This is a genomic window from Pseudomonas sp. BN505, from assembly GCF_029873175.1.
Lineage (GTDB): Bacteria > Pseudomonadota > Gammaproteobacteria > Pseudomonadales > Pseudomonadaceae > Aquipseudomonas > Aquipseudomonas putida.
In genome coordinates, this window is sequence record NZ_SSOI01000064.1 from 22,906 (window position 1) to 48,939 (window position 26,034).

Genomic DNA, 26,034 nt, shown 5'->3' on the forward strand with positions numbered 1-26,034 from the left:
TGTACCTGTGGGAGCGGGCGAGCCCGCGAAGCAGCCGCATTGGCCTTTCAGCCATGCACCCATCGCCGATGCAGCGCACGCGCCAGGGCATCGAGCACGAACCCCAGCACGCCAATCAGCAGCACCATCGCCATCAGTTCGGAATACGCCAGCCGGTCGCGGGTATCGAGGATGAAATACCCCAACCCCGCACTCACCCCGAGCATTTCGCACGGCACCAGCACGATCCACAAAATGCCGATGGCCAGGCGCACGCCGGTCAACACATGACCGATCACCCCCGGCACGATCACCTTGCACAAGGTTTCCCAGCGCGTGGCGCTCAAGCTGCGGCTCAGTTGCAGCCAGCGTGGGTCCAGCTGCCTGACGCCCGCCGCGGTGTTCAGCAAGATCGGCCATAACGCGGCAAACGCCAGCAGGAAGTAGATCGGCTGGTCACCCACGCCCATCAACATCACCACCACCGGCATCCACGACAAGGGCGAGATCATGCGCAGAAACTGGAACGCCGGGGTGGTTGCCGCCTCCAGGTGCCGGTAGCTGCCCACCAGCAAGCCCAGCGGCACGCCGATCAGCAGCGCCAGCAGCAACCCGACCAGGATGCGCTTGAGGCTGACCCAGATGTGCCCGTAAACCTCGCCCTGCCCCAACAGCTCGGCCAGGCTGGCCAAGGTTGCCGCCGGTGAAAAGCGCGCCGACAGGCCGTCGGCCTCGCCGAACACGGCAACGCCAGCCCACCACAACAGCAACAAACCCAACAACCCGGCCAGCCCAAGGCCGGCATGTACGACATGCGTGCGCATCAGACCGCGAACTCCTCGCTACGCTCGAACTTGTCAGCGATGCCAAACACCGACGGCCCCCCGACCGCCGCGATGGCATTGCGCACGAAGCGATCTTCGACCAGGTCGCGGGCGGTCTGCGCCGGATCAAGCCCGGCAAGGAACGCGTTATCACCTTCGATCAGGGTGGTTTTCAGGCGTTTGACCAGCTCTTCGGTGTAACTGGGGAACGGGTATGGCTGGAAGTCGATGCGCTTTTCGTCCCACTGCTGATGGCGAATGGCACCACTGGCAATGTAGCCGGCACGGTCCTCCGCGGCCGGGGCCAGTACCTTGGCCAGCACCGCGGGCTCGTGCGGGGTGTATTTGTTGGGGCCGGCCTTGGACAGCAACGCGGCTGCTTCGGCGCGGTGGTCGCGGGTCCAGTGCTGGGCCTTGACGATGGCGTTGACCACCTTCTGCGACCATTCGGGGCGATTGTTCAAGTCATGCTCATGCATGAACACCACGCAGCACGCGTGGTTGCGCCACACATCGCCGGTAAAGCGCTGCACGCGGCCAACCTTGAGGTTCTCGGCCAGGGCGTTGAACGGCTCGGCGACGATGTAGCCGGCAATGCGCTTGCTGGCCAAGGCTGGCGGCATGTCGGATGGTGGCAGCACCAGCAGGTTGACTTCGTTGGCGGCCAACTGCGCATTGGCAGGCTTCGACACAGGCGTCAGGCCATTGTCGTTGAGCATCTGCTGCAACACCACGTTATGGATCGAATACCAGAACGGGATGGCCACGGTTTTGCCCCCGAGCTGTTTCATGTCGCTTATATCGGGCGCCACGGTCAGGCCCGAGCCGCCCACATGGTTCCAGGCCACCACCTTGGCCGGCACTTTGCTGCCATAACGCGCCCACACGGTCATCGGCGACAGCAGGTGGATCACGTTGACCTGCCCGGAGATGAACGCCTCGATCACCTGCGCCCAGCTGCGCAGCAACACCGGGCGCTCGGCCTTGATGCCTTCGGCCTCGAACAGGCCGTTGTTATGCGCCACCAGCAATGGCGTGGCGTCTGTGATTGGCAGGTAGCCGATACGCACTGGCGCGTCCGGCTCGGAAGCGGCACGGGCTTGCAGGCTCGAGAGCAACGGCAGCGCGCCAGCGGCCGTGAGCATGGCACCGAGCTTGAGAAAATCACGACGCGATGAAGAGGAACAGCAGTCATCCATGCACATGGACAGCCTCCGAGGGCAACGGGGTTGAGATAGGTTCGACTGTGCGGCTTGCCCGCCGAAGGGTTTTGAGGATTTCGATGCGCAGGGCGCCCAGTTCTTCGACCCGTTGCGTGCGCGGTTGCGGCAGGTCGATGTGCCACTGGCCGAGGATGTGCGCTGGGTGGTTGCCCAGTAGCAGGACCCGGTCGGACAGCAGCAGGGCTTCGTCAATATCGTGGGTGATCAGTACCGCCGCCGTGTTGTGGGTGGCGATCAGTTGCAGCAGCAGTTGCTGCATGTCGGCGCGGGTCACTTCATCCAGCGCGCCGAACGGCTCGTCCAGCAGCAGCACCTCGGGCTGGCGGGCCAGGCAGCGGGCCAGTGCGGTGCGCTGAGCCATGCCACCGGACAACTGCGCCGGGTACTGGCCACGGGCGTGGGCCAGGCCCACGGCGGCAATCGCATGGTCGATGCGGGCGCGCCGCTCGTCAGCGGCCAGCTTGGGCTGGCGGGCAAAGTCGAGGCCGAAGGCGACGTTCTTTTCCAGGTTCAGCCAGGGCAGCAGGCTCGGGTCCTGGAAAGCCACCGCCAGACGGGGGTGCGGGCCCTGGAGCGCCTGGCCGTGCAAGGCGACACTGCCGCCGCGGGGCTGTTGCAGGCCGGCCAGCACCCGCAGCAGGCTGGACTTGCCGACGCCACTGGGGCCAAGAATGCTCACCACTTCGCCTGGCGCCAACTGCAGGTCGAACTGCGCCAGCACCTGCTGCCAGCCACCCTCGCGCGGGTAGCCCAAGCTGATGTCGCGAGCTTCGAGCAACACTTCACTCATGCCGCGCCCGCCTGGCGTTGCAGTTCGGCGCGCAGTTGCACCAGGCTCGGCGTCACGATCGGCACGAACGCCGACTCGCGCCAGCGGCGGGCGAAGCCTTCGCCATACTCGCTGAGGTAGGCCTTGCCACCACTGGCCTGCAGCTCCAGCTGCACCGCGTCGGCGGCACTTTCTGCCAGGATGATGCGCAGCTTGAACAGGGCGGCCGGCTGTTGCTGGAAGCGGCCATCGAGCAGCCCCTGCTTCAGCTCGCTCACGGTGTTTTCCAGCCGCTCGCTGAGCACCTGTCGGGCTTCGTCGAGGAAAGAGGTGCGGCCGTGCAGGTGCGCCTGAACCTCGTCCAGCGCTCGTCGCGCCAGGCCGATGGCCATGCCGCATTGCAGCGCCAGGAATGCCGGGCGTACCCGTGGCAGGAATTCGCGGGCATTTTCGTGCAGCAGCCAGTCACGCGCCAGCGGCACCTGGTGAAAGGCCAGCGCCGCCGTATTGCTCGACTGCAGGCCCATCAGTTGCAGGTCGTCGGAGCGCTCCAGGCCGTGGGCCTCGGAAGGAATGGCCAGTACAAACGGCGTACCACCGGCTTCGTCTTCAATGGCCGCCGCCACTACAAAACCGCTCTTGCGCAGGTTGGTCACCCAGTGCAGGCGCCCTTCCAGGTGCCAGCCATCGCCTGCAGGGCGACCGCGTACCTGCAACGCTTCGATACCGGACAAAAACTTCATGGCGTTGGACAGCCCGGTGGCGCCGGCAAGTTCGCCGGTCAGCAGGCGCGGCAGCAGGCGCTCGCGCAGGGGCTGGTTGGGGCTGTGCAACAAATATTCGATAAAGGCACGCTGGCCCCAGCAGACGAAGGCTGCGGCCAACGAGCGACTGGCGATGGCGGCAATCGCCTCGACCGCATCGGTCACCTGCCCGCCCGTGCCGCCCAGGGCCGGGGCGACACCAATGCGCAACAGCTGTGATTCGGCGATCTGCGCCAGCACCTGCTGCGGTTCGCACAGGCCCCGGTCGATGGCCTCGGCATTGGCATCCAGCCAGTGTCGAAATGCACAATCTTGCATGGTCTTGCTCCTTTTGGAACGCCGGGGCCGCTTTGCGGCCCATTCGCGGCACAAGGCCGCCCCTACAACGACCGCGTCAGGGCCGCTCTCACACGTGGGCTATGCAGAAGGCTGCCAGCGGTACTTGCCAAGCTCTTCGTTGAGCGGCGTCTGGGCGAAAACATTAGCAAAGTTGCAGAGGGTTGCGAGACTTACCCCGAGAATCACTTCCAGCGCGTTGCCTTCGCTGAAGCCAGCTTCACGGAACGCCAGGTAGGTGGCTTCGCAGACGTTACCGCGAGTGTCGATCACTTCACGGGCGAAGGCGGCCAGGGTTTCGTAACGGGCATCGGGCAGTTCGCCGCGAGCACGCAGGGCATCGACTACTTCCTGCGGCAGCTTGGCCTTGTTCAGCGCCACGGCGGTGTGGCCGGCGACACAGAAGTCGCAGCCGTGTCGGGTGGCGGCAATCAGCTGTACCACTTCACGCTCGGCCAGGCTCAGCTCGGACTTGCCATTGAGTGCCGAAACGGTCACGTAGGTTTCCAGCGCCGCCGGGGCGTTGGCCAGCACGCCCAGCAGGTTGGGGATGAAGCCGGAATTCTTCTGGGCATTCTCCAGAAACGGCCGGGCCGCTTCCGGAGCACTCTGCAGCGTGTGTAAAGTAATGCGCGAGGACATGGAGTGGTCTCCTTTGATGGGTGTCACTACAGTCTGTTGGTTATAAGAATTACCCTCCATATTCATCAGTCGCCTTTCCTTGTTCCTGAGTCTTTGTATTAGATGATTTCGTCGAGCCACCTTGTCGATTGGTTATTAGAGGGCCTGGAGCTTGATGCCAGCCTGTTTCATGTCGGCCGCTACTGCGGTGGCTGGCACGCCAGCACCCAGGGCATGGGCCGCGCCAGTTTCCACCTGGTGGTGCAGGGCCATTGCTGGCTGCACATCGACGGCCAGCGGCAAGCGGTGCGCCTGGAAAAGGGAGATGCCGTGTTCCTGTTGCGCGACCTTGCCTACCGATTGTCCAGCGATCAGGACCCGGTCGACGCCTGTGCCCAACCGCGCCAGGCCATGCAGACACTGGACAGCAAGGCCAGCGATGGCGTCGGGCTGGTGTGCGGCTTCTTCCATTTCCAGTCCGGCCTGTCCTCGCTGATTGTCGAGGGCTTGGCTGACTGGATCCTGCTGCGCGCCGAAGACCCCACGGGGAGTGCGGCGCGGGCGCTGTTCGAGCTGATTCTGGAAGAATGCCGGCGTGCCGCTGGGCCGTCACAGACGTTGCTGGAGCGGCTGACGCACCTGTTGTTCCTGTACGTGTTGCGCCAGCAGGTCAATGCCGGGCAGTCACTGGGCGGGCTGATCGCCCTCGCCCGCCAGCCGGCATTTGCCGGGTTGCTGGAACAGTTGATCGAGCAACCTGGGCAAGCCTGGACACTGGAAAGCATGGCCGCCTGCACCGGCTTGTCGCGGTCGGCGTTTTTCAAGCGTTTTAATGAACTGGCCGGGCAATCGCCGGGGCAAGTGCTGCTGGCGCTGCGCATGCGCCATGCCAGCCAGTTGCTGCGGGCGGGGAATACCGTGGAGCAGGTGGGTGCGCAGGTGGGGTATCAGTCGGTGGCAGCGTTTACCCGGGCATTTGCCAAGGCGATGGGGGTGCAGCCGGGGGCGTATCGGCGCCAGCATGAAGGGCGCTGAAAGCGTTGCTCCTGTACCGGCCTCTTCGCGGGTAAACCCGCTCCCACAGGGACACCACAGCTTTGAAGACCTGTGAAGTACCTGTGGGAGCGGGTTCACCCGCGAAAAGGCCGGTGCAGGTAACACATTCAGACCTGGCTGACCGGTATATCCCCGCCACCTTTACCCTCGCGCCGCTCCCCCATCCAGCTGTTCACCTGTTGACCGAACTCAGCCGGGGCCTTGCGCCCGAAACGCCGCGCCAGATCGAGGATGGTCTGCTGCGCCAACGCCTCCTCCATGCGCTTCTGCGCCCCCAGCATCACGGCATGAATCGCACAGGTGCCCTCCGTCGCCCAAGCGGGCGGCGAGCCCTCGAACAGCGTGCAGCGTTCGCGAATCTCGCGGCAATCGAAAATCTTCTTCGGCCCGTCGATGGCGTTGACGATATCCAGCACGTTGATTTCATCCGCCGGTCGCGCCAGGCGAAAACCACCGCGCACGCCTTCGGTGGCGGCCACCAACCCGGCACGTGCCAGCTTGGTGAAAACCTTGGCCAGGTATTCCTGCGGCACGCCCTGCAACTCGGCCAGGTCGCGCACGCTGGAATCACGGCTCTCACCGCCCTCGCCTACCAGAAACAGCAGGCAATGGATGCCGTATTCGACGCCAGCACTATAAAGCGACATATCAATCTCCGACCAACCCTGTCGCAAATGATACGCGGGGAGCGTCGGTACGGCAAAACACTTCCCCCCGCTTGCACGCATCCTGATCGTGCTGGCCGGTCCGGCAGCTACCCGCGCAGCACCTTCACCTCGCCTTGCTTGCCATCCGTTTCGCGCAGGTACTCCTGCAGCGAGTCGTCCATCGCCTGCATCCAGCGGGTATGGTGTGGTACCGCTTGGGTGCCGGTGATCACCGAGCGGTAGGATTTGTCACGGTAGCCCATGATGTCGTGCTTCTTGTCGGTCTTCCATTGCAGGAAGATGCGGTTCACCGCATCGATGTCGAAGCGCGGGTAATCCGTCTGATCGATCAGGTGCTTGATGTACCGGCCCTGGAATTCATACATCGAAGCAGTGGTTGCCAGTTGCTCCTCATCCTCGCGCCAGCGCGCGCTGTCGGCCTGCATGCCAGCCTTGGTCGGCAGCTTGATGCGCCCCAGCATGTAGTCGCGAGCAAACCAGGCCTGTGCATCAAACAGGTTGAAGCTGTACCAGAGGTCCTGCATGCCCAGGTAGAGCAACTGCGGGTTCTGCTCCCACACCACGCCTTGGTACAGGCCCGCAGGCCATAGGCGGTTGTTGGTCTTGAGGGTGAGTTCATCGGGCAGGAACGGGAAGTGATGCTGGTAGCCCGTGCACAGGATGATCGCATCCACGCGCTTGTTCGAGCCATCGGCGAAAAACGCCAGGTCGTTTTCGACGCGCACCAGTTGCGGGCGCTCTTCCCAGCCCTTGGGCCATTTGTAGCCCATCGGTTGGGTACGGTAAGCCGTGGTGATCGAGCGCGCGCCGTACTTGTAGCACTGCGAGCCAATGTCTTCGGCCGAGTAGCTGCTGCCAACGATAAGCAGGTCCTGGCCGTTGAATTCCATCGCTTCGCGGAAGTCGTGGGCATGCAGGATACGGCCGGTGAAACGCTCGAACCCTTCAAACTCCGGCACGTGCGGGGTAGAGAAGTGCCCACTGGCCACTACCACGTAATCGAACACCTGCTCGATGCCAAGCCCCGCGCTGTAGTCGTGGGCACTGACGGTGAACTCGCGGGTGTTTTCATCAAAGGTGACGTTCTTGACCGCAGTATTGAAGCGAATGTAGTCGCGCACCCCGGCCTTCTTCACGCGGCCCTGGATGTAGTCCCACAGCACCTCGCGCGGGGGGTACGAGGAAATCGGCCGGCCAAAGTGCTCATCGAAGCTGTAGTCGGCGAACTCCAGGCATTCCTTGGGGCCGTTGGACCACAGGTAGCGGTACATGCTGCCGTGCACCGGCTCGCCATGCTGGTCGAGGCCGGTGCGCCAGGTGTAGTTCCACATACCGCCCCAGTCGGCCTGCTTTTCGAAGCATACGATTTCGGGCATGGGTGCGCCCTGGGAGTGGGCGGATTGGAAGGCACGCAGTTGCGCAAGGCCGGACGGGCCGGCACCGATGATAGCGACACGAAGAGTCATAGTGATTCCTGAACAGTTGAACGCTGAAAAAATGCAAAGGCTCCCCAACCCCGAACGGCAAAAGACCGGGGGTGATAGAGAATTCAGGCGCTACGGTGCAGGTGGAGGGACGGGGCGTTTGCGCATCTGGGTCAGCAGGAGCTTGACCGGTGGGATCGACAACACGTGGTACAGGCTCGAAAGCGGAGAGAGGGTCATGGGGGCGGGCCCGTATCCATCTGCGCAGGGCGCAAAATGGGGGCCTGAGGGGCGGAAGATACGTGTGATCTCGTGCATGGGGGGCTGAAATGGCCTCTTTTCTTTATGGTTTCTTTTTTATCTATAACGGATGGGGGTGGGGATAGCAAGGTTTGCGGCCCTGGCCGCGGCAGTCACGGCAGCTCGAAATACGGCCTTTGCGTACGCTCGTCCTGGGGCTCGCCTCATCGCAATGATGAAAAAAACTTGCAGAGACAAACTACGACCAATAGAGTCGTAGTTATTCGAGCAGCACCTATCGTGTGATCGAAGCCACCTTTTCATCCCCGACCTTTGCGGAGCACCTGCATGAAATCCAACATCCTGATCATCGGTGCCGGCTTTGCCGGTGTGTGGAGCGCCCTGAGCGCCGCCCGGCTACTCGACCAGGCCCAGCGCGACGACCTGAGCATCAGCGTGCTCGCGCCGCAAGCGGAACTGCACATTCGCCCGCGCTTCTACGAGGCCAACGCACACACGTTGAAGGCCCCCGTAGGCGAGCTGTTCAGTGCGGTGGGCGTGCATTTCATCACCGGTAACGCCGAAGCCATCGACGCCGATGCGCGCACCGTGAGCTACATCGACAGCCAAGGCCAGCGCCAGCAGATCAGCTACGATCGCCTCATCCTCGCCGCTGGCAGTCAGGTAGCACGCCCGGCAGTCCCGGGCCTGGCCGAGCACACCTTCGACGTCGACAAGATGGAGTCGGCCATGCGCCTCGAGCAGCATCTGACGGGCCTGGCCGCCCTGCCCGCTTCACCTGCCCGTAATACCGTGGTGGTATGCGGCGGTGGTTTCACCGGCATCGAAACGGCCACCGAAATGCCCGCCCGGCTGCGCGCCATCCTCGCAGACGCCGATGTGCAGGTGCTGCTGGTAGACCGTGGCGCCAGCATCGGCGCGGCATTGGGTGCAGGCATCAAGCCGTCGATTGTTGCCGCCTCGCAGGTTGCTGGCGTGCAGTGGTTGACTGGCACCTCGGTGGTGGCTGTCGATGCCGGTGGCGTAACCCTGGACAACGGCGATTACATCGCGAGCAATACCGTGATCTGGACCGTCGGCGTCAAGGCCAGCCCGTTGACCGCGCAGGTTGCCGGCGAGCGGGACAACTTCGGCCGGCTCAAGGTCGACGGGCACCTCAAGGTAATTGGCCAGGACCACATCTATGCGACCGGCGATACCGCCTGGGCTGCTGTCGACGACGTTGGCAACCACGCCCTGATGACATGCCAGCACGCCATCCCGATGGGTCGCCACAGTGGCAACAACGCCATGGCCGACCTGCTTGGGGTGGCACCTGTGGTGTACCGCCAGCCCAAGTACGTCACCTGCCTCGACCTGGGTGAGTGGGGCGCGGCGTACAGCGAAGGTTGGGAGCGAAGATTGAAACTGCAGGGCCAGGAAGGCAAGGAACTGAAGCGTCAGATCAACTCGGTGTGGATCTACCCGCCGGCAGCCGACCGGAGCTTGGCGCTGGCTGCTGCCGACCCGATGATTCCGATCGCTTGATGTGAAAAACCTGACAAAACCGTCAAAAATGGCGGTTTTGTCAATTATTTCGTTACATTGAATGACTGTTCAATAATGATGGCCATATGGCATCATTCAAAGAAAAACCATGCAAGAGGGTGAGAAAAATCTACTAACCCGCAGTGCATCAAGAGCCTGGCGCCACCTCGGTGTCCTGGCTTTGCAGCCAGCTCCTGACGCCTGCACGCCACCGTCAAGGAGCATTCCATGCAGTTAAGGAATTTGAAGATCGGCATTCGCGCTGCCGGCGTATTCGCCCTGTTGGGCATCCTGGTCCTGGTCATGGGCCTTATCGCACTCTACGAAACCCGCCAGATGGACAAGGCCACCGACGAAATCCGGGTCACCTGGATGCCAGCCGTGGTAGCACTGGGTGACATCAGCAGCAACCTGGGGCGCGCCCGCGCCGTTACCCTGCGCGCCGCGCTGGACGACAACCCCGCCGAACGTTCTCGCAACCTGCAGATGCTCGATGGCATCAATGCCGAGCTCAAGGACGGGTTGAAAGACTACGCCGACACCATCATCGCCGCCGACGACCGCGCCCTGTTCAACACCTTCGATGAGGCGCACCGACAGTACCTGGACCTGCAGGTGAGCGTGCTGCAGGACATTGCCGCAGGCCGCATGGACGAGGCCAAGCAGCAGATAAGCGGCCCGCTCACGCAGCGCGCCGACACCATGATGAAGGCCCTGACCGCGCTGATCGCCTATAACAGCAAAGGTGCCGAAGAGGCCTCGCAGCGCAGCAGCGATGTGGCCGACGAAGCGTTCACTGCCATCATCGTCTCATTGCTGGTGATCATGGTTGCCCTGGCCGCCATTGCCACCGTGCTCACCCGCAGCATCGTGGTGCCGCTGGCCGATGCCGTGGCTGTCGCCGAACGCGTAGCCACCGGCGACCTCACACGCGAAATCAGCGTTACCGGCCGCGACGAGCCCGCCATGCTGTTGCGCGCCCTGGGCCGCATGCAGGAAAGCCTGCGTGACACCTTGCGCAAGATCGCTGCGTCGTCCGACCAGCTGGCTTCGGCCTCGGAAGAACTGCACACGGTCACCGAAGACACCAGCCGCGGGCTGCACCAGCAGAGTGCCGAAATCGACCAGGCCGCCACGGCCGTCAACCAGATGACCGCCGCGGTCGAGGAAGTGGCCAACAATGCGGTCAGCACCGCCGATGCCTCGAAAGGCGCCGACCAGACCACCCGCGATGGCCGTGACCGGGTCAACCAGGCACTGGCCTCCATCCAGCACCTGGTGGCCGACGTGACAGGTACCTCGGCCGAAATCGAACAGCTGGCCAGCAATGCCAATGAGATCAGCCGCGTGCTGGATGTGATCGGCGCAATTGCCGGGCAGACCAACCTGCTGGCACTGAACGCCGCCATCGAGGCCGCGCGCGCCGGCGAGGCGGGCCGTGGCTTTGCCGTGGTCGCCGACGAAGTCCGCGCCCTCGCCCACCGCACCCAGCAGTCGACCGCAGAGATCGAGCAGATGATCGCCGGTATCCAGAACGGTACCGAGCGGGCCGTGACCGCGATGCACAGCAGCCAGGGACGTGCGACGGGCACGCTGGAAGTGGCACAGGGCGCCGGTCAGGCATTGGAAGTGATTGCCGAGGCGATTGCCTCGATCAACCAGCGCAACCTGGTGATTGCCAGCGCTTCGGAGGAACAGGCGCAGGTGGCGCGCGAGGTGGACCGCAATTTGGTCAACATTCGCGACTTGGCGATGCAGACGTCGGCCGGGGCCAACCAGACCAGTGCGGCGGCGCAGGACCTGTCGCGGTTGGCAGTGGACCTGAATGGCATGGTGGCACAGTTCAAGGTTTGATCGGATACAGCCGGGGCCGCCCTGCGGCCCCTGTTACAGCACCGTCAATCTGTCAGTCGTTGACACTCACAACCCGCCCCGCCTGCTCGGCAGCCTTGCCGCGGGTCGCCAGGCAGTAATACAAGGGCACCGTCACCAGCAGACCGAACAGCCAGGACAAGTCCGCCCCTTCGACAATGTTCGAATACGGCCCCACATACAGCGCCGTATTGGCAAACGGCAGCTGCACCACGATGCCGCAAGCATAAGCAATGATCGCGTGGTGGTTGAAGCGGCCATAGATGCCGCCGTCAGCACTGAAGATCGAAGCGATGTCGTACTGGCCTTTCTTGATCAGGTAGAAGTCGATCAGGTTGATCGAAGCCCACGGCACCAGTACCAGCAGCAGCGCCAGGATCAGGCCGATGAAGTGGCCGATGAAGTCCGCCGAGGCGTTCAGTGCAACCATCCCGCAGCCCACCAGAATCACCGTGGCCAGCATCACCCGCACCTTGATGCTCGGCGTCCATTCGGCGATGAAGGTCTGGATCGCGGTGACGATCGACAGCACCGCGCCATACAGGTTGAGGGCGTTGTGGCTGATGATGTTGAGCAGGAACAGCACCATCAGGATCGGGCCCAGCCAGCCGGTGGCCTGCTTGACCGCGTCCATGGCGTCGGTACCTTCCGGCACGCACAGCACCGCCACGGCACCAAAGCTGAAGCACAGGATGGTGCCCAGGGTCGCGCCGAAGTACGTGGCCCAGAACGGCCTGGCAATGCCCACTTCACGCGGCAGGTAACGCGAATAGTCGGACGTGTAAGGCGAGAAGCTGATCTGCCAGATGGTGCCCAGCGACACGGTGGCGATAAAGCCCGACAGATTGAATGCACCACGGCTGAAGAAGTCTGCCGGCAGCTCCTGGGCGAACATCATGATGAACCCCGCCAGCAGCGCAGAGCCCATCACCCATGTACCGATGCGGTTCAGGACATGGATGAAGCGGTAGCCGATCACGCCAATGGCCGTGGCGCTCAGGGCACCGATCACGATCGCGCCCGGCATTGGCATGCTCGGGGCAATGCCGTGAATGGTCTTGCCCGCCAGGACGATGTTGGAAATAAAGAAGCCGACATAGATCAGTGCGGTGAAGAACACGATCAGCAAGGCGCCGTAGCGGCCGAACTGGCCACGGCTTTGCACCATCTGTGGAATGCCCAGCTGCGGTCCCTGCGCAGAGGCCAGGGCGATGACCACACCCCCGACCAGATGGCCCAGCACAATCGCGATCAGCCCCCACAACAGGTTCAGGTGGAACACCTGGACCACCATGGCGCCGGTAACGATAGGCAATGGCGCAATGTTGGTACTGAACCAGAGGGTGAACAGGTCGCGCGCCTTCCCGTGGCGCTCGGCAGGCGGAACGTAATCGACCGTGTGATTCTCGACAAACTGGTGTTGCGATGACGGTTGGGACATAGGATTCAGCTCGAAAGGTCGTTTTTATCTTTGTAAGGAAACCGCGTCTAGGCGGCCTCTCAGCTGCGGACCATATTATGGTATTCCAAACTTTTGACAACACTGATCCGCACGAAAAAGCGTCCACTGATCTGCTTTGGAAACCCCTTCTACAAACCGCCTCACCGCGCTAAGCCACGGCCTACGTGGCTTAGCGCCGTTCATCGCGCAATACCCATGCTTGAAAATTCCGCTTGCAAAATAGGTATTACGGTATACCATCAGACACATCAACGATAAAAACCGCGGACCACCGCAGCCTTTTAGAGGTACTCCCGATGATCGACGCAACCGTCTACAAGAACGTCCTGGGCTCCTTCCCGTCCGGCGTTACCGTCATCACCACCCTGGACGACGACGGCTCGGTTGTCGGCCTGACCGCCAGCGCCTTCTCCTCCCTGTCGATGGACCCGCCGCTGGTGCTGTTCTGCCCCAACTACACCTCCGACTCCTACCCGGTGCTGATCAAGCAGAAGCGCTTTGCCATTCACCTGCTGTCCGGTGAACAGCAAGCCGAAGCCTATGCGTTTGCCAAGAAGGGCAAGGACAAGGCCAGCGGTATCGAGTGGTCCATGAGCCAATTGGGCAACCCGATCCTGGCCGGTGCCACCGCCGTCATCGAATGCGAACTGTGGCGTGAATATGAAGGTGGCGACCACGCCATCATGGTCGGCAAGGTGCATAACCTGATCGTGCCCGAAGAAGCGCCACGGCCGATGGTGTACTGCCGCGGCAAGATGGCCAGCCTGCCCGCCTTTGCCTGAAGCCTATTCTGAATCGTGACCACTGGCGCCCACCCTGCCAGGCGCCAGCCCCTTTCAAGCGTTGAGGAAAGCCCCATGAAATTTTCGTTGTTCGTACACATGGAACGTTGGGATGAACAGGTCAGCCACCGCCAGTTGTTCGAAGACCTGACCGAACTGACCCTGATGGCCGAAGACGGCGGTTTCAGCACCGTGTGGATTGGCGAACACCACGCCATGGAGTACACCATTTCGCCAAGCCCGATGCCGCTGCTGGCCTACCTGGCCGCGCGCACAGAAAAAATTCGCCTGGGTGCCGGCACTATCATTGCGCCGTTCTGGAACCCGATCCGCGTCGCCGGCGAATGCGCCCTGCTCGACGTGATCAGCAACGGCCGCATGGAAGTGGGCCTGGCCCGTGGCGCCTACCAGTTCGAGTTCGACCGCATGGCCAACGGCATGCCAGCCACCGACGGCGGCAAGGCGCTGCGCGAGATGGTGCCTGTGGTACGCAAACTGTGGGAAGGCGACTACGCCCATGACGGCGAAGTCTACAAGTTCCCCACCTCCACCAGCGTGCCGAAACCGTTCAACGCAACGCCGCCGATGTGGATCGCTGCCCGCGACCCGGACTCGCACAACTTCGCCGTGGCCAACGGCTGCAATGTCATGGTCACCCCGCTGATGAAGGGTGATGAAGAAGTGCTCGACCTGAAGAACAAGTTCCAGGCCGCCCTGGACAACAACCCGGACGTGCCGCGCCCACAACTGATGGTGCTGCGCCATACCCACGTGCACAGCCCGGCGGAACCTGAAGGCTGGAAAATCGGCGCCCAGGCCATTTCGCGCTTCTACCGGACGTTCGATGCCTGGTTCGGCAACAAGACCGTACCGGTCAACGGCTTCCTGGAGCCGAGCCCGGAATCGAAGTTTGCCGAAGTGCCGGCATTCCAGCTGGAGAACATCCGCAAGAACACCATGATCGGCACCCCGGAAGAAATTATCGCGCGCATCAAGTACTACCAGGAGCTCGGCGTCGACGAGTTCAGCTTCTGGTGCGACAACAGCCTGCCCCACGCCGAAAAGAAGAAGTCGCTGGAGCTGTTCATCAAGGAAGTGGTGCCGGCGTTCGCCTGAATTCCCATTGCCTGAATCATTGCGGGACGCGCCCGCTCCCGTGGGCCCCTTCGGCCTGCGTGAGCGGGCTTTTTTTTGAAACCTGTGCAGTCCCTGCGGGAGCGGGCAAGCCCGCGAAGCGGCCAGTACAGACAACAGAGAAATCAAGGCATCAGGCCACCTTTCGTCCCCCGGCAAGAGAAATTTCCTGACACCTCTTGCACAACAAATATTATGGTATACCATCAGACAACAAGAGCTGATAACCCTCACCAGGAGCCACCCATGAGTTTCGAAATCCGCAAGATCGTCACCTACTCCGAAGAGACCCGCATCGAAGGCGGCAAGGCCACCGACAAACCGGTGACCATGGTCGGCCTGGCCGTCGTGATAAAGAACCCATGGGCCGGTCGCGGTTTTGTTGAAGATCTGAAGCCGGAAATCCGCGCCAACTGCTCGGAGCTGGGTGCCCTGATGGTCGAGCGCCTGACCGCCGCTATCGGTGGTGCCGACAAGATCGAAGCCTACGGCAAAGCTGCCGTGGTCGGCGCCGACGGCGAGATCGAGCATGCGTCGGCGGTGATCCACACCCTGCGCTTCGGCAACCACTACCGCGAAGCGGTCCAGGCCAAGAGCTACCTGAGCTTCACCAACAAGCGCGGCGGCCCTGGTACCTCGATCCAGATCCCGATGATGCAGAAGGACGACGAAGGCCTGCGTTCGCACTACATCACCCTGGAAATGCAGATCGAAGACGCCCCGCGCGCCGATGAAATCGTCGTGGTGCTGGGCGCTGCCGACGGTGGCCGCCTGCACCCGCGCATCGGCAACCGCTACATCGACCTGGAAGAACTGGCTGCCGAAAAAGCCAACGCTCAATAACAACAACCAAGACGGGCCGGGGCGTGGCGTGCTTTCCCGCCGTGCCCGACCTTCAAGGAGCGCCCTCCATGATTCAGCCTGTCGCTGAACGTACACCTGCCGGCACCAGCTACCTGTCCGTAGGCCAGGGCCAACCCGTGGTACTGATCCACGGCGTGGGCCTGAACAAGGAAATGTGGGGCGGTCAGATCGTTGGCCTGGCCAACGACTACCGCGTCATCGCCTACGACATGCTCGGCCATGGTCAAAGCCGCGTGCCGGCTGCCGACACGCCGCTGGAAGGCTACGCCGACCAGCTCGCCGAACTGCTCGAGCACCTGCAAATTCAACAAGCGACCGTGATCGGCTTCTCCATGGGCGGGCTGGTTGCTCGTGCCTTTGCCCTTAACTACCCGCAGCGCCTGACTGCACTGGTCGTGCTCAACAGCGTGTTCAACCGCACCCCCGAACAGAGTGCCGGCGTGATCGCCCGCGCTGCCCAGGCGGCAGAGCTGGGCCCCGACGCCAACGTCGATGCTGCCCTCGACCGCTGGTTCAGCCGTGAGTACAAGGCTGCCAACCCGGCGCAGGTCGCCGCCATTCGCCAGGTACTGGCGAGCAACGACCCGCAGGGCTACCACACCACGTATTCGCTGTTTGCCACCCAGGACATGTACCGCGCCGGCGACCTGGGCAGCATCCAGGTGCCGACGCTGATCGCCACGGGCGAACTCGACTCGGGCTCCACCCCGGCCATGACCCGCCAGCTCGCCGCCAGCATCCCGGGTGCGCACAGTGTGGTCCTCGCCGAGCAACGGCATATGATGCCGGTAGAAGCACCCCGTGAAGTCAACAAGATGCTGCTGGACTTCCTCGCGCAAGCCCGCACCCTCACCGAATCCGCCAAGGGGATTGTTGCATGACCCTCGTTCGTTTCCAGATGTGCATCGACGGCCAATGGCGCGATGCCCAGAGCGGCAAGACCTTCGACAGCCTAAACCCGGCCACCGCCCAGGCCTGGGCACAGCTTCCCGACGCTGACGAAACCGACGTCGAGCTGGCCGTGCAGGCCGCCCAGCGTGCCTTCGAAAGCAAGGAATGGCGCAGCATCACCGCCACCGCGCGTGGCAAGCTGCTGCGTCGCCTGGGTGACCTGATTACCGAGAACAAGGAACACCTGGCCCAGCTGGAAAGCCGTGACAACGGCAAGCTGATCCGCGAAACCCGCGGCCAGGTCGGCTATCTGCCAGAGTTCTTCCACTACACCGCAGGCCTGGCCGACAAGCTTGAAGGTGGCACCCTGCCGCTGGACAAGCCCGACCTGTTCGCCTACACCGTGCACGAGCCAATCGGCGTGGTCGCCGGGATCATCCCGTGGAACAGCCCGCTGTACCTCACCGCGATCAAGCTGGCCCCAGCCCTGGCCGCCGGCAACACCATCGTGCTCAAACCTTCCGAGCACGCCTCGGCGACCATCCTCGAGCTGGCCCGCCTGGCCCTCGAAGCCGGCTTCCCGGCCGGTGTGGTCAACGTGGTCACCGGCTACGGCCCAACCACCGGCGCGGCGCTGACCCGCCACCCACTGGTGCGCAAAATTGCCTTCACCGGCGGCGCTGCCACCGCCCGCCACGTGGTACGCAGCAGTGCCGAGAACTTCGCCAAGCTGTCGCTGGAGCTGGGCGGCAAGTCGCCGAACATCATCTTCGCCGACGCCGACCTAGACAGCGCCATCAACGGTGCCGTGGCCGGCATCTATGCCGCCTCCGGGCAAAGCTGCGTGGCCGGTTCGCGCCTGCTGGTGCAGGACGAGATCTTCGACGAATTCGTAGAGCGCCTGGTTACCCGCGCCAAGCGCATCCGCATCGGCAACCCGCAAGACGACGCCAGCGAAATGGGCCCCATGGCCACCGCACAGCAGCTGGCCGTGGTCGAAGGCCTGGTGGCTGCGGCCAAGGCTGAAGGCGCCAAATTGCACATGGGCGGCAAGCGTGCCGAGGTCGAGGGTGACGGCTGGTTCTACGAGCCGACCCTGTTCGAGTGCGACAGCAACTCGATGACCATCATGCAGGAAGAAGTGTTCGGCCCGGTCGCTGCGGTCATCCGCTTCAAGACCGAAGAGGAAGCCCTGGCCATCGCCAACGACTCGCAGTTCGGCCTGGCAGCCGGCATCTGGACCCGCGACCTAGGCCGTGCCCATCGCCTGGCCCGCGACGTGCGCTCGGGGATCATCTGGGTCAACACCTACCGCGCCGTGTCGGCCATGGCGCCAATTGGTGGTTTCAAGAACAGCGGCTACGGCCGTGAGAGCGGCATCGATTCGGTGCTGTCCTATACCGAGCTGAAGACCGTGTGGATCAACCTGTCCACCGCGCCGATGCCCGACCCGTTCGTGATGCGCTAGGAGGAACACGAGATGATCGAACCCGGCATCTACAAAGACGTGATGGGCTCTTTCCCGTCCGGCGTCACGGTAGTCACCACCCTGGACGCCGACGGCGCCATTGTCGGCATCACCGCCAGCGCCTTCAGCGCGCTGTCGATCGACCCGGCGCTGGTACTGTTCTGCCCCAACTACGCCTCCGACACCTATCCGATCCTGCGTGACAGCAAGCAGTTCGCCATTCACCTGCTGTCCGCCGAACAGACTGCCGAGGCCTATGCCTTCGCCGGCAAGGGCAAGGACAAGGCCAAGGGCGTCGAGTGGCACTTGAGCGAGCTGGGCAACCCGCTGCTGGCCAAGGCGACGGCGATCATCGAGTGCGAACTGTGGCGCGAGTATGACGGCGGTGACCACGCGATCATCGTCGGCGCAGTGAAGAACCTGGTGCTGCCGGCCGAGCCGGTGACGCCGATGGTCTACCACAAAGGCAAGCTCGGCGCCCTGCCGCCCCTTGGCTGAATTTTGAAAATGCTGGGGCCGCTGCGCGACCCTTTCGCGACACAAGGCCGCTCCTACAAAGAATCGCGGTCTTCTGTAGGAGCGGCCTTGTGTCGCGAAAGGGCCGCAAAGCGGCCCCAATAACCCCTTTTTAGGGGCCGCGCGACCCTCTCACCCTTGGTTGCGGCCCCTGTTTTGATTCGGAGCCAGGCAATGAGCAACGAAAAGTACGAAAAAGGCCTGAAGATCCGCACCCAGGTGCTGGGCGAGGACTACGTCAACCGCTCGATCCAGAACGCCGACGAGTTCACCAGGCCGTTGCAGGAGCTGGTCACCGAATACTGCTGGGGCCACGTCTGGGGCCGCGAAGGCTTGTCGCTCAAAGAGCGCAGCATGATAAACTTGGCCATGATTTCCGCGCTCAACAGGCCCCACGAGCTCAAGCTGCACATTCGCGGCGCATTGCGCAATGGCCTGAGCCGTGAACAGATTCGCGAAATTCTGCTCCAGGTCGGTATTTATTGCGGCGTACCCGCGGCGGTGGACAGTTTCCGCCTGGCCCGTGAAGCGTTTGCCGAAGCCGATGCGGAGTCAACCCGATAACAACGGGCTGTTCGAACCACTGCATGGAAAGCCTCGGTTCGGGGCGTTCCGCGATGTTGGCGCAACAGCCTCTTAAAGAGCGCACCTGATGAAACGCCAGCCACTCGACGACAGCTTCAAGGTCAACCGCAACCCCGTTACCCTGCGCGAAATCGTGCTAGACAAGCTGCGCGCGGCGATCATGAACTTCCACCTGCTCCCGGGCGACCGCCTGGTCGAGCGCGACCTCTGTGACCGCCTTGGCGTCAGCCGCACCTCGGTACGCGAAGCCCTGCGTCATCTGGAGTCTGAAGGCCTGGTGGAGTTTGCCGACGCCAAGGGCCCGCGCGTGGCCATCATCACCCTGGAAGACGCCCGCGACATCTACGAGCTGCGTTGCGTGCTCGAGGGCCTGATCGTGCAGCTGTTCACTCTCAACGCCAAGGCCAAGGACATTCGTGCCCTGGAACGTGCGCTGGAGGTGAACCGCGAAGCGCTGGAAGAAGGCGAGCTGCAACAGGTGCTGGATTCGGTACAAGGTTTCTACGATGTGCTGCTGGAAGGCTCCGGCAACCAGGTGGCGGCCCAGCAGCTGCGCCAGTTGCAGGCACGCATCAGCTACCTGCGCGCCACCTCGGTCTCGCAGGAAAACCGCCGTGGCGCCAGCAACCGCGAAATGGAAAAGATCGTCGAAGCCATCAAGGGCGGCGACCCGCTGGTGGCCCACCAGGCTTCGGTCGACCACGTCCGCGCTGCCGCCAAGGTGGCCCTGGACTACCTGCGCCAGAAGCAGGATGACAACCCCAAGGTGCGCGACATCGTCGAGCCCCTGGCCCTCAAGGAACCCCGCATAGGTCGCTGATCATGCCTACCGCCCCGCGCTATTGCCCGCACTGCACCACGGAACTGGCCCGGGGCGTTCCCACAGGCGACACCCACGAACGCCTGCACTGCACCGGCTGCGGCTACATCCACTACATCAACCCGAAGATCATCGCCGGCTGCATCATCGAGCGCGATGGCAAATACCTGTTGTGCCAGCGCGCCATCCCGCCACGCCCCGGCACCTGGACCTTGCCGGCCGGGTTCATGGAGGCTGGCGAAACCACCGAGCAGGCGGCACTGCGCGAAGTCTGGGAAGAAAGCGGCGTGCGTGCCGACATCGTCTCGCCCTACTCCATCTTCAGCGTGCCGAAAATCAGCGAGGTGTACATCATCTTCCGCGCCAGCGTCACCGAAGAAACCGGGCAGTACGGGCCGGAGACCCTGGCGTACAAGTTCTTCGAACCCGACGAGATTCCGTGGGACGAGATCTACTACCCGGCAATCCGGCAGATTCTCGAGCGCTACATCCTTGAGCGGCAGGCTGGGGTGTATGGCATTTACATGGGCAATGATGACACCGGCAAGGTGCACTTCATTCGCTAGCACAGACCACCACAAAATACTCGCCAACCGTCTATTCTCGGTGCACCCTAAAGACCTTGAAACAAGGACCGACAGAGCACATGGCGAAATGGCTAGACGGCGGCGGGCTGATGGCCGAACGCATCCGCAACCACGACTGGGCCAACACCCCCCTGGGCCCACTGGAACATTGGCCCGATGCGCTGAAGACCACCATGGCCCTGTGCCTGGCCTCGCGCTTCCCGCAGGCCGTACTCTGGGGTCCGGACCTGCTCACCCTGCACAACGATGCCTTCACCCAGATTCTCGGGCGCAAGCCCCTGGCCCTTGGCATCCCCTTCCGCGACGTGTGGCAGGAAGCCTGGGCCGACATTGGCAGCATGGCTGACCGTGCCCTGGCTGGCGAAGCGGTGTACATCGAAGACTTTCCGCTGATCATCGACCGCAACGGCGGCCCGGAGCGGGCCTATTTCACCTTCTGCTACAGCCCGATTCGCGGCCTTGATGGCGAGGTGCTGGGCATGCTCGACACGGTCACCGAAACCACCACCAGCGTGCTCGCCAACAGGCACCTGAACTTTCTCGACGCACTCGGCCGTGCCATAGCCGACGCCACCGCCGCGGACCAGATCCTGGACACCACCACGCGCATGATGGTCGAGCACCTGAGCCTTTCCAGTTGCGCGTATGCGGTGATGGACGCTGACGAGGACGGCTTTACCATCTGTGGCGACGCGGTGGCCCCCGGCTCGCCGAGGCTGGTGGGCCAGTACCAACTGCACGACTTCGGCCGTCTGGCACTCAGCCGCCTGCGCAGCGGCCTGCCGCTGGTGATCAACGACAACCTCAGTGAACTGGCCGCCGACGAAGCCGCCACCTTCCAGGCCATCGGCATTACCGCCACCATCTGCATGCCGCTGATCAAAGGCGGCCGCCTCATCGCTCTGATGGCGATCCATGACAACGCACCGCGCACATGGACACACTACGAACAGGCGCTGATCAGCGAAGTGACCGAGCGTTGCTGGGCGCATATCCAGCGGGTTCAGGCCCATGCCGAAGTGCGTGAGGCCATGGCTGCACTGGAGGCGCTGAATGCCACCCTCGAACACCGCGTCGACGAGCGCACCACCCAGCTGGTGCACACCGAGGCAGTGTTGCGCCAGGCCCAGAAGCTGGAAGCCATCGGCCAGCTGACCGGTGGCGTGGCGCACGACTTCAACAACCTGCTGACGATCATTCGCTCGTCGTTGCACTTTCTGCAGCGCCCCAACCTTGATGAAAAACGCCGCGAGCGCTACATCAAGACCATATCTGACACAGTACACCGTGGTGCCAAACTGACCGGGCAGCTACTGGCCTTCGCACGCCGCCAGGCCCTCAGCCCCGAAGTGTTCGAGGCCGGGCCACGGCTGGAGGCCATGGCCGACATGCTCGACACCGCCACCGGGGCGCGCATTCAGGTCGAGCTGCAACTACCGCAGGCGCCGTGCCACATCCGCGCCGATCTCAGCCAGCTGGAAACCGCGGTGATCAACCTGATGCTCAACGGCCGCGACGCCATGGCCGGCGAAGGCACCTTGCAGCTGCGCCTGCAGCCTGACCAGCGCCTGCCTGCCCTGCGCGGCCAGCCTTCGCCGCCAGCCCGGTTCGCGGCGATTTCGGTGAGCGACAGCGGTGTGGGTATTGCCGCCGAGCTGCTGGAGCGCATCTTCGACCCGTTTTTCACCACAAAAGCCCCGGGTGAGGGTACCGGGCTCGGGTTGTCGCAGGTGTTCGGTTTTGCCAAGCAGTCCGGGGGCGATGTACAGGTGGCAAGCATCCCCGGCCAGGGCACCACCTTCACCCTTTACCTGCCACAGGAGGATCCGCCTGCGGCCTCGGCCGAAGACGCCTCGGCCAGCAGCCACTGATACCTTGCAGCGCAATGGACGATCAACGGCGCCCTTCTGCCAGCATGCGCAGCGCCAGCCCTGCCAGCACGGTGCCCATCAACCACCGCTGAACCTGTTGCCACAGCGGCCTGCCAGCCAGAAACACGGCGATGGACCCAGCCATGACTGCAATCATCGCGTTTACGGTGACGCTGATGGCGATCTGTGTCGAACCCAGCACCAGCGACTGCAGCAGTACGCTGCCATGGCCCGGTTCGATGAACTGCGGCATCAGCGACAGGTACATGACGGCGATCTTGGGGTTGAGCAGGCTGGTGGCAAACCCCATGGTGAACAACCGCCGCGGGCTGTCGGCGGGCAGTTCACGGACCTGGAAGGGTGAACGGCCCCCGGGCCGCAGCGCCTGCCAGGCCAGGTACAGCAGGTACAGCGCGCCACCGATACGCAGCGCGTCATAGGCAAAGGGAACTGCCATTACCAGCGCCGTGATACCCAGGGCCGCGCAAAACATGTAGATGACAAAGCCCAGAGCCACACCACCCAGGGAAATCAACCCGGCCTTGCGGCCCTGGCAGATCGAACGGGAGATCAGGTAGATCATGTTCGGCCCCGGGGTCAGCACCATGCCGAGGCAGATCAGGGCGAAGGTTAGCAGTTGGGTGGTTTCAGGCATGGGGCACATCCTGGTTGTGCGTGGGTTTGCGGCGAGTGTATCTGAAGCCATTTGTCACGGGTGAAATCAGTTGATCTGCCCGGCTATCAAACCCAGGGCCACGGTAATCATCGCCACCCCCGATACCCGCCCGACCAGCTTCGCCGCCCCCGGCCGGGTGCTCAGCACGGCTTTGGCGCCATAGCCGACCAGTGAGTAGATCACCAGCGAGCTGCACAGGTGCACCAGGCCCAGCAGCAAGATCTGCAAAGGCACCGGCCAGCTCGACTGCGGGTCGGTGAACTGCGGCAGCAAGGCCAGGAACAGCAGGAACACTTTCGGGTTCAAGCCGCTGACGCAAAACCCTTTCAACGCCCAACGCGAACCCGACTCCCCCTCACCACCCTGCCCGGCCTCGGGCAATGCCGGGCTCAGCAACAGGTTGCCGCCCAGCCACAGCAGGTAGCTGCACCCTGCCAAGGTCAGCAGGGTCAGCGCCAGCGGGTGGCCTGCCAACAGGCTGCCTACACCCGCAGCCACCACCAGTGTCGCCAGGAAATGCCCCGACAACATCCCCGCCACTGCGGGCATCACCCAGCGCCCGCGCATGCCTGCCGAAATGGCGTAAGCCCAGTCTGCACCCGGGGTAATCACAAACAGCATCGACACGGCCCAAAATGCCGTCAGCACACTGATAGCCACTTGAATCTTCCTTATCTACTGCCTTGGGATGTCGAAAGATTACGGATTCCGCTCGGGGATTTTCTTTCGTATATTCCCTGCAATCGTTCAATTCCCGGAAGATTCTTCTCAATGGACAGAACTGACAGAAAAATACTTGCCGAGCTGCAAAAAGACGGTCGGCTGTCGGTAACCGAGCTGGCCGAGCGTGTGGGGCTCAGCCTGTCGCCGTGCCATCGGCGCTTGAAGGCACTGGAGGAGTCCGGGGCGATACTCGGCTATCACGCCCGCCTGGCCCCGAGCGCCCTGGGGCTGAACTTTGCTGCGCTGGTGTTCGTGACCCTGCGCGAGGTCACCCGCCAGCCAGTGGCGGATTTTGAAGCGGCACTTTCGGAGATCCCGCAGATCGTCGAAGCGCAGCGGTTGTTTGGCGATCCGGATTACCTGCTGCATGTGGTGGCCAAGGACCTGCCGGCGTTTCAGAAGCTGTACGACGAGAAACTGACCAGCATTCCCAACGTGAAGCGCCTGAGCTCGACCCTGGTAATGAAAGAAGTGATTCAGGACCGGTTGCTGCCGATGTAGCTCCATCGCCTGTACTGGCCCTTTCGCGGGCTCGCCCGCTGCCACAGGTTCACCACAGGTACTAAACGCTGCGCCATACCTGTGGCACCGGGCAAGCTCGCGATAGGGCCTATACAGGCAACGATTCAGCTGCCCTGAAAACGCGCATCACGCACCATCAAAGCCCACCGTTTTCTACCGACACAGGGCTCAACCCCTCTATCCCAAGCCCTGCCGCCAACTGGCACCGTCCTTGCTAGCGTCACCCGCTTAAGCTTTTGTCAGCCTTAGGTTTTTTAAGGTTTATGGGTACATATTTACTAATTTCTCGTTATCCCCGCGCCCCGCATCATCCCTCCAACAAGAACGCGTCGCCCATCGCCGGCACGCCCCCGGGCAGCTCCCGATGCCCTACCTTGCCTTGGAGTCAGTCATGACCAGTGCAGCCAATTCGGCACCCCTGATAGAAAAACACACAATCGGCTACGTGCCCCCGCAAGACCGCCATGGAAAGGTAAGGGATCTGTTCACACTGTGGTTCGGCGGCAATATCGCGCCGCTGCCCATCGTCACCGGCGCGCTGGGCGTGCAGCTGTTTCACCTGAACCTGATATGGGGCATCGTCGCCATCCTGGTCGGCCACCTGGTCGGCGGGGTACTGATGGCACTGCACTCGGCCCAGGGCCCGCAAATGGGCATCCCGCAGATGATCCAGAGCCGCGCGCAGTTCGGCACCCTCGGTGCGCTGCTGGTGGTGGTGATCGCCGGCGTCATGTACATCGGTTTCTTCGCTTCCAACATCGTGCTCGCCGGCAAGTCGCTGCATGGCGTGGTAGACACCGTGCCGGTACCGGTGGGCATCGTCATCGGTGCGCTGGGGTCGGGCATCATCGGTATCATCGGCTACCGCTTCATCCACGTGCTCAACCGTATCGGCACCTGGGTGCTGGGCATCGGCATAGTGGTCGGCTTCGGCTACATCTTCACCCACGTGCAAAGCGACGACTTCCTGACCCGTGGCAGCTTCAACCTGGCCGGCTGGCTGGCCACCGTATCGCTGGCGGCGCTGTGGCAGATCGCCTTTGCGCCCTACGTGTCGGACTACTCGCGCTACCTGCCGGCGGATGTGAAAGTCAGCTCGACGTTCTGGACCACCTACCTGGGCTCTGCCCTGGGCTCGAGCCTGTCGTTCATCTTCGGCGCCGTGGCGGTACTGGCGATCCCGGCAGGCATGGACACCATGGATGCGGTCAAGCTGGCCACCGGCACCTTGGGCCCGATCATGCTGGTGCTGTTCCTGCTCAGCGTCATCAGCCACAACGCCCTCAACCTGTATGGCGCGGTGCTGTCGATCATCACCCTGGTGCAAACCTTCGCTTATCGCTGGATTCCTACTGCCAAGAGCCGTGCGGTGCTGTCGCTGATCGTGCTGTCGGCCTGCTGCGTGGTGGCGGTGTTCGCCTCGGCAGACTTCATCGGCCACTTCGTCGACATGGTGCTGGTGCTGCTGGTGGTGCTGGTGCCGTGGACAGCGATCAACCTGATCGACTTTTATGTCATCCACAAAGGTGACTACGACATCCAGTCGATCTTCCAGGTCGATGGCGGTATCTACGGGCGTTACAACCCACAGGCGTTGATTGCCTATGCGGTAGGTATCGTGGTGCAGATCCCGTTCATGAACACGCCGCTGTATGTCGGGCCGATTTCCGAGCACATCAACGGGGCTGACCTGTCGTGGCTGGTAGGGCTGGCAATTACCTCGCCGCTGTACTGGTGGCTGGCCAGCCGTGACAGTGCCTACCGTCGTCGGCAGGCGAGTGCCAAGTTGGCCATGGGGCACTGATTCAA

General features: G+C 62.9%; 25 protein-coding genes. 15 read left to right on the forward strand and 10 right to left on the reverse strand.

Annotated features, from left to right (window positions below):
• Positions 1 to 47: 47 nt before the first annotated feature.
• The 5 genes from E8E78_RS20380 to E8E78_RS20400 all read right to left on the reverse strand — a co-directional run bounded on the left by E8E78_RS20380 (position 48) and on the right by E8E78_RS20400 (position 4,537).
• A complete protein-coding gene (locus tag E8E78_RS20380; RefSeq protein ID WP_016499276.1) occupies positions 48 to 803 on the reverse strand; it encodes an ABC transporter permease in 756 nt (251 codons plus the stop codon).
• Positions 803 to 2,008, reverse strand: coding sequence for an ABC transporter substrate-binding protein (locus E8E78_RS20385; RefSeq protein WP_049274829.1), 1,206 nt, complete (start codon positions 2,006 to 2,008; stop codon positions 803 to 805). The genes E8E78_RS20380 and E8E78_RS20385 overlap by 1 nt, the downstream gene beginning before the upstream one ends.
• Positions 1,995 to 2,816: an ABC transporter ATP-binding protein gene (locus E8E78_RS20390; RefSeq protein ID WP_016499274.1), complete on the reverse strand. Its 822-nt coding sequence runs from the start codon at positions 2,814 to 2,816 to the stop codon at positions 1,995 to 1,997. Before E8E78_RS20390 ends, E8E78_RS20385 begins: the two co-directional genes overlap by 14 nt.
• The gene (locus E8E78_RS20395) at positions 2,813 to 3,877 is read right to left on the reverse strand and encodes an acyl-CoA dehydrogenase family protein (protein ID WP_049275837.1); all 1,065 of its coding nucleotides are present in this window, start codon (positions 3,875 to 3,877) and stop codon (positions 2,813 to 2,815) included. Before E8E78_RS20395 ends, E8E78_RS20390 begins: the two co-directional genes overlap by 4 nt.
• 99 nt (positions 3,878 to 3,976) lie before the next feature.
• Positions 3,977 to 4,537, reverse strand: a complete 561-nt coding sequence (locus E8E78_RS20400) for a carboxymuconolactone decarboxylase family protein (protein ID WP_049275836.1) — start codon at positions 4,535 to 4,537, stop codon at positions 3,977 to 3,979.
• Between the two features lie 102 nt (positions 4,538 to 4,639).
• On the opposite strand from E8E78_RS20400, the gene E8E78_RS20405 reads away from it, so the two are divergent.
• Positions 4,640 to 5,551, forward strand: coding sequence for an AraC family transcriptional regulator (locus tag E8E78_RS20405; protein WP_049275835.1), 912 nt, complete (start codon positions 4,640 to 4,642; stop codon positions 5,549 to 5,551).
• A 128-nt stretch (positions 5,552 to 5,679) separates the two neighbouring features.
• On the opposite strand, the gene E8E78_RS20410 is transcribed toward E8E78_RS20405, so the two are convergent.
• Together E8E78_RS20410 and E8E78_RS20415 are read right to left on the reverse strand one after the other, a co-directional pair.
• Positions 5,680 to 6,219, reverse strand: a complete 540-nt coding sequence (locus E8E78_RS20410) for an Rrf2 family transcriptional regulator (RefSeq protein WP_049275833.1) — start codon at positions 6,217 to 6,219, stop codon at positions 5,680 to 5,682.
• Between the two features lie 107 nt (positions 6,220 to 6,326).
• Positions 6,327 to 7,706, reverse strand: a complete 1,380-nt coding sequence (locus E8E78_RS20415) for an NAD(P)/FAD-dependent oxidoreductase (RefSeq protein ID WP_049275832.1) — start codon at positions 7,704 to 7,706, stop codon at positions 6,327 to 6,329.
• Between the two features lie 546 nt (positions 7,707 to 8,252).
• Here E8E78_RS20415 and E8E78_RS20420 point away from each other — a divergent pair.
• Both E8E78_RS20420 and E8E78_RS20425 read left to right on the forward strand, forming a co-directional pair.
• On the forward strand, positions 8,253 to 9,452 hold the full coding sequence (locus E8E78_RS20420) for an NAD(P)/FAD-dependent oxidoreductase (RefSeq protein WP_049275830.1): 1,200 nt from the start codon (positions 8,253 to 8,255) through the stop codon (positions 9,450 to 9,452).
• A 228-nt stretch (positions 9,453 to 9,680) separates the two neighbouring features.
• Entirely contained in the window at positions 9,681 to 11,306 is a 1,626-nt protein-coding gene (locus tag E8E78_RS20425; RefSeq protein WP_049275829.1) for a methyl-accepting chemotaxis protein, read from the forward strand.
• Positions 11,307 to 11,358: 52 nt separating this feature from the next.
• On the opposite strand, the gene E8E78_RS20430 is transcribed toward E8E78_RS20425, so the two are convergent.
• The gene (locus E8E78_RS20430; RefSeq protein WP_016499265.1) at positions 11,359 to 12,765 is read right to left on the reverse strand and encodes a cytosine permease; all 1,407 of its coding nucleotides are present in this window, start codon (positions 12,763 to 12,765) and stop codon (positions 11,359 to 11,361) included.
• A gap of 317 nt (positions 12,766 to 13,082) precedes the next feature.
• Between E8E78_RS20430 and E8E78_RS20435 the strand changes: the two genes are divergently transcribed.
• The 10 genes from E8E78_RS20435 to E8E78_RS20480 all read left to right on the forward strand — a co-directional run bounded on the left by E8E78_RS20435 (position 13,083) and on the right by E8E78_RS20480 (position 22,304).
• Positions 13,083 to 13,568: a flavin reductase family protein gene (locus E8E78_RS20435; protein WP_016499264.1), complete on the forward strand. Its 486-nt coding sequence runs from the start codon at positions 13,083 to 13,085 to the stop codon at positions 13,566 to 13,568.
• 75 nt (positions 13,569 to 13,643) lie between these two features.
• The gene (locus E8E78_RS20440; protein ID WP_049275827.1) at positions 13,644 to 14,684 is read left to right on the forward strand and encodes an LLM class flavin-dependent oxidoreductase; all 1,041 of its coding nucleotides are present in this window, start codon (positions 13,644 to 13,646) and stop codon (positions 14,682 to 14,684) included.
• Between the two features lie 264 nt (positions 14,685 to 14,948).
• A complete protein-coding gene (locus E8E78_RS20445; protein WP_003256068.1) occupies positions 14,949 to 15,545 on the forward strand; it encodes an amino acid synthesis family protein in 597 nt (198 codons plus the stop codon).
• 68 nt (positions 15,546 to 15,613) lie between these two features.
• Complete coding sequence (locus tag E8E78_RS20450; RefSeq protein WP_049275826.1) at positions 15,614 to 16,447, forward strand: alpha/beta fold hydrolase; 834 nt, start codon at positions 15,614 to 15,616, stop codon at positions 16,445 to 16,447.
• A complete protein-coding gene (locus E8E78_RS20455; protein WP_049275825.1) occupies positions 16,444 to 17,925 on the forward strand; it encodes an aldehyde dehydrogenase in 1,482 nt (493 codons plus the stop codon). The genes E8E78_RS20450 and E8E78_RS20455 overlap by 4 nt, the downstream gene beginning before the upstream one ends.
• Before the next feature lie 12 nt (positions 17,926 to 17,937).
• Positions 17,938 to 18,423 carry a flavin reductase family protein gene (locus tag E8E78_RS20460; RefSeq protein ID WP_016487520.1) on the forward strand — a complete coding sequence of 162 codons (486 nt, stop codon included), beginning with the start codon at positions 17,938 to 17,940 and terminating at the stop codon, positions 18,421 to 18,423.
• Positions 18,424 to 18,615: 192 nt separating this feature from the next.
• Complete coding sequence (locus tag E8E78_RS20465) at positions 18,616 to 19,005, forward strand: carboxymuconolactone decarboxylase family protein (protein WP_049275824.1); 390 nt, start codon at positions 18,616 to 18,618, stop codon at positions 19,003 to 19,005.
• Positions 19,006 to 19,093: 88 nt separating this feature from the next.
• Complete coding sequence (locus E8E78_RS20470; protein ID WP_016499259.1) at positions 19,094 to 19,846, forward strand: GntR family transcriptional regulator; 753 nt, start codon at positions 19,094 to 19,096, stop codon at positions 19,844 to 19,846.
• Between the two features lie 2 nt (positions 19,847 to 19,848).
• On the forward strand, positions 19,849 to 20,412 hold the full coding sequence (locus tag E8E78_RS20475; protein WP_049275823.1) for an NUDIX hydrolase: 564 nt from the start codon (positions 19,849 to 19,851) through the stop codon (positions 20,410 to 20,412).
• Between the two features lie 80 nt (positions 20,413 to 20,492).
• Positions 20,493 to 22,304, forward strand: a complete 1,812-nt coding sequence (locus E8E78_RS20480; RefSeq protein ID WP_114942520.1) for an ATP-binding protein — start codon at positions 20,493 to 20,495, stop codon at positions 22,302 to 22,304.
• 22 nt (positions 22,305 to 22,326) lie between these two features.
• On the opposite strand, the gene E8E78_RS20485 is transcribed toward E8E78_RS20480, so the two are convergent.
• Both E8E78_RS20485 and E8E78_RS20490 read right to left on the reverse strand, forming a co-directional pair.
• On the reverse strand, positions 22,327 to 22,959 hold the full coding sequence (locus E8E78_RS20485; RefSeq protein ID WP_049275086.1) for a LysE family translocator: 633 nt from the start codon (positions 22,957 to 22,959) through the stop codon (positions 22,327 to 22,329).
• 66 nt (positions 22,960 to 23,025) lie between these two features.
• Positions 23,026 to 23,640, reverse strand: coding sequence for a LysE family translocator (locus E8E78_RS20490; protein ID WP_016499255.1), 615 nt, complete (start codon positions 23,638 to 23,640; stop codon positions 23,026 to 23,028).
• Between the two features lie 111 nt (positions 23,641 to 23,751).
• On the opposite strand from E8E78_RS20490, the gene E8E78_RS20495 reads away from it, so the two are divergent.
• Positions 23,752 to 24,204, forward strand: a complete 453-nt coding sequence (locus E8E78_RS20495) for an Lrp/AsnC family transcriptional regulator (protein WP_016499254.1) — start codon at positions 23,752 to 23,754, stop codon at positions 24,202 to 24,204.
• Between the two features lie 412 nt (positions 24,205 to 24,616).
• Positions 24,617 to 26,029 (forward strand): cytosine permease, encoded by a 1,413-nt coding sequence (locus E8E78_RS20500; RefSeq protein WP_049275085.1) that lies wholly within the window; start codon positions 24,617 to 24,619, stop codon positions 26,027 to 26,029.
• Positions 26,030 to 26,034 lie beyond the last annotated feature (5 nt).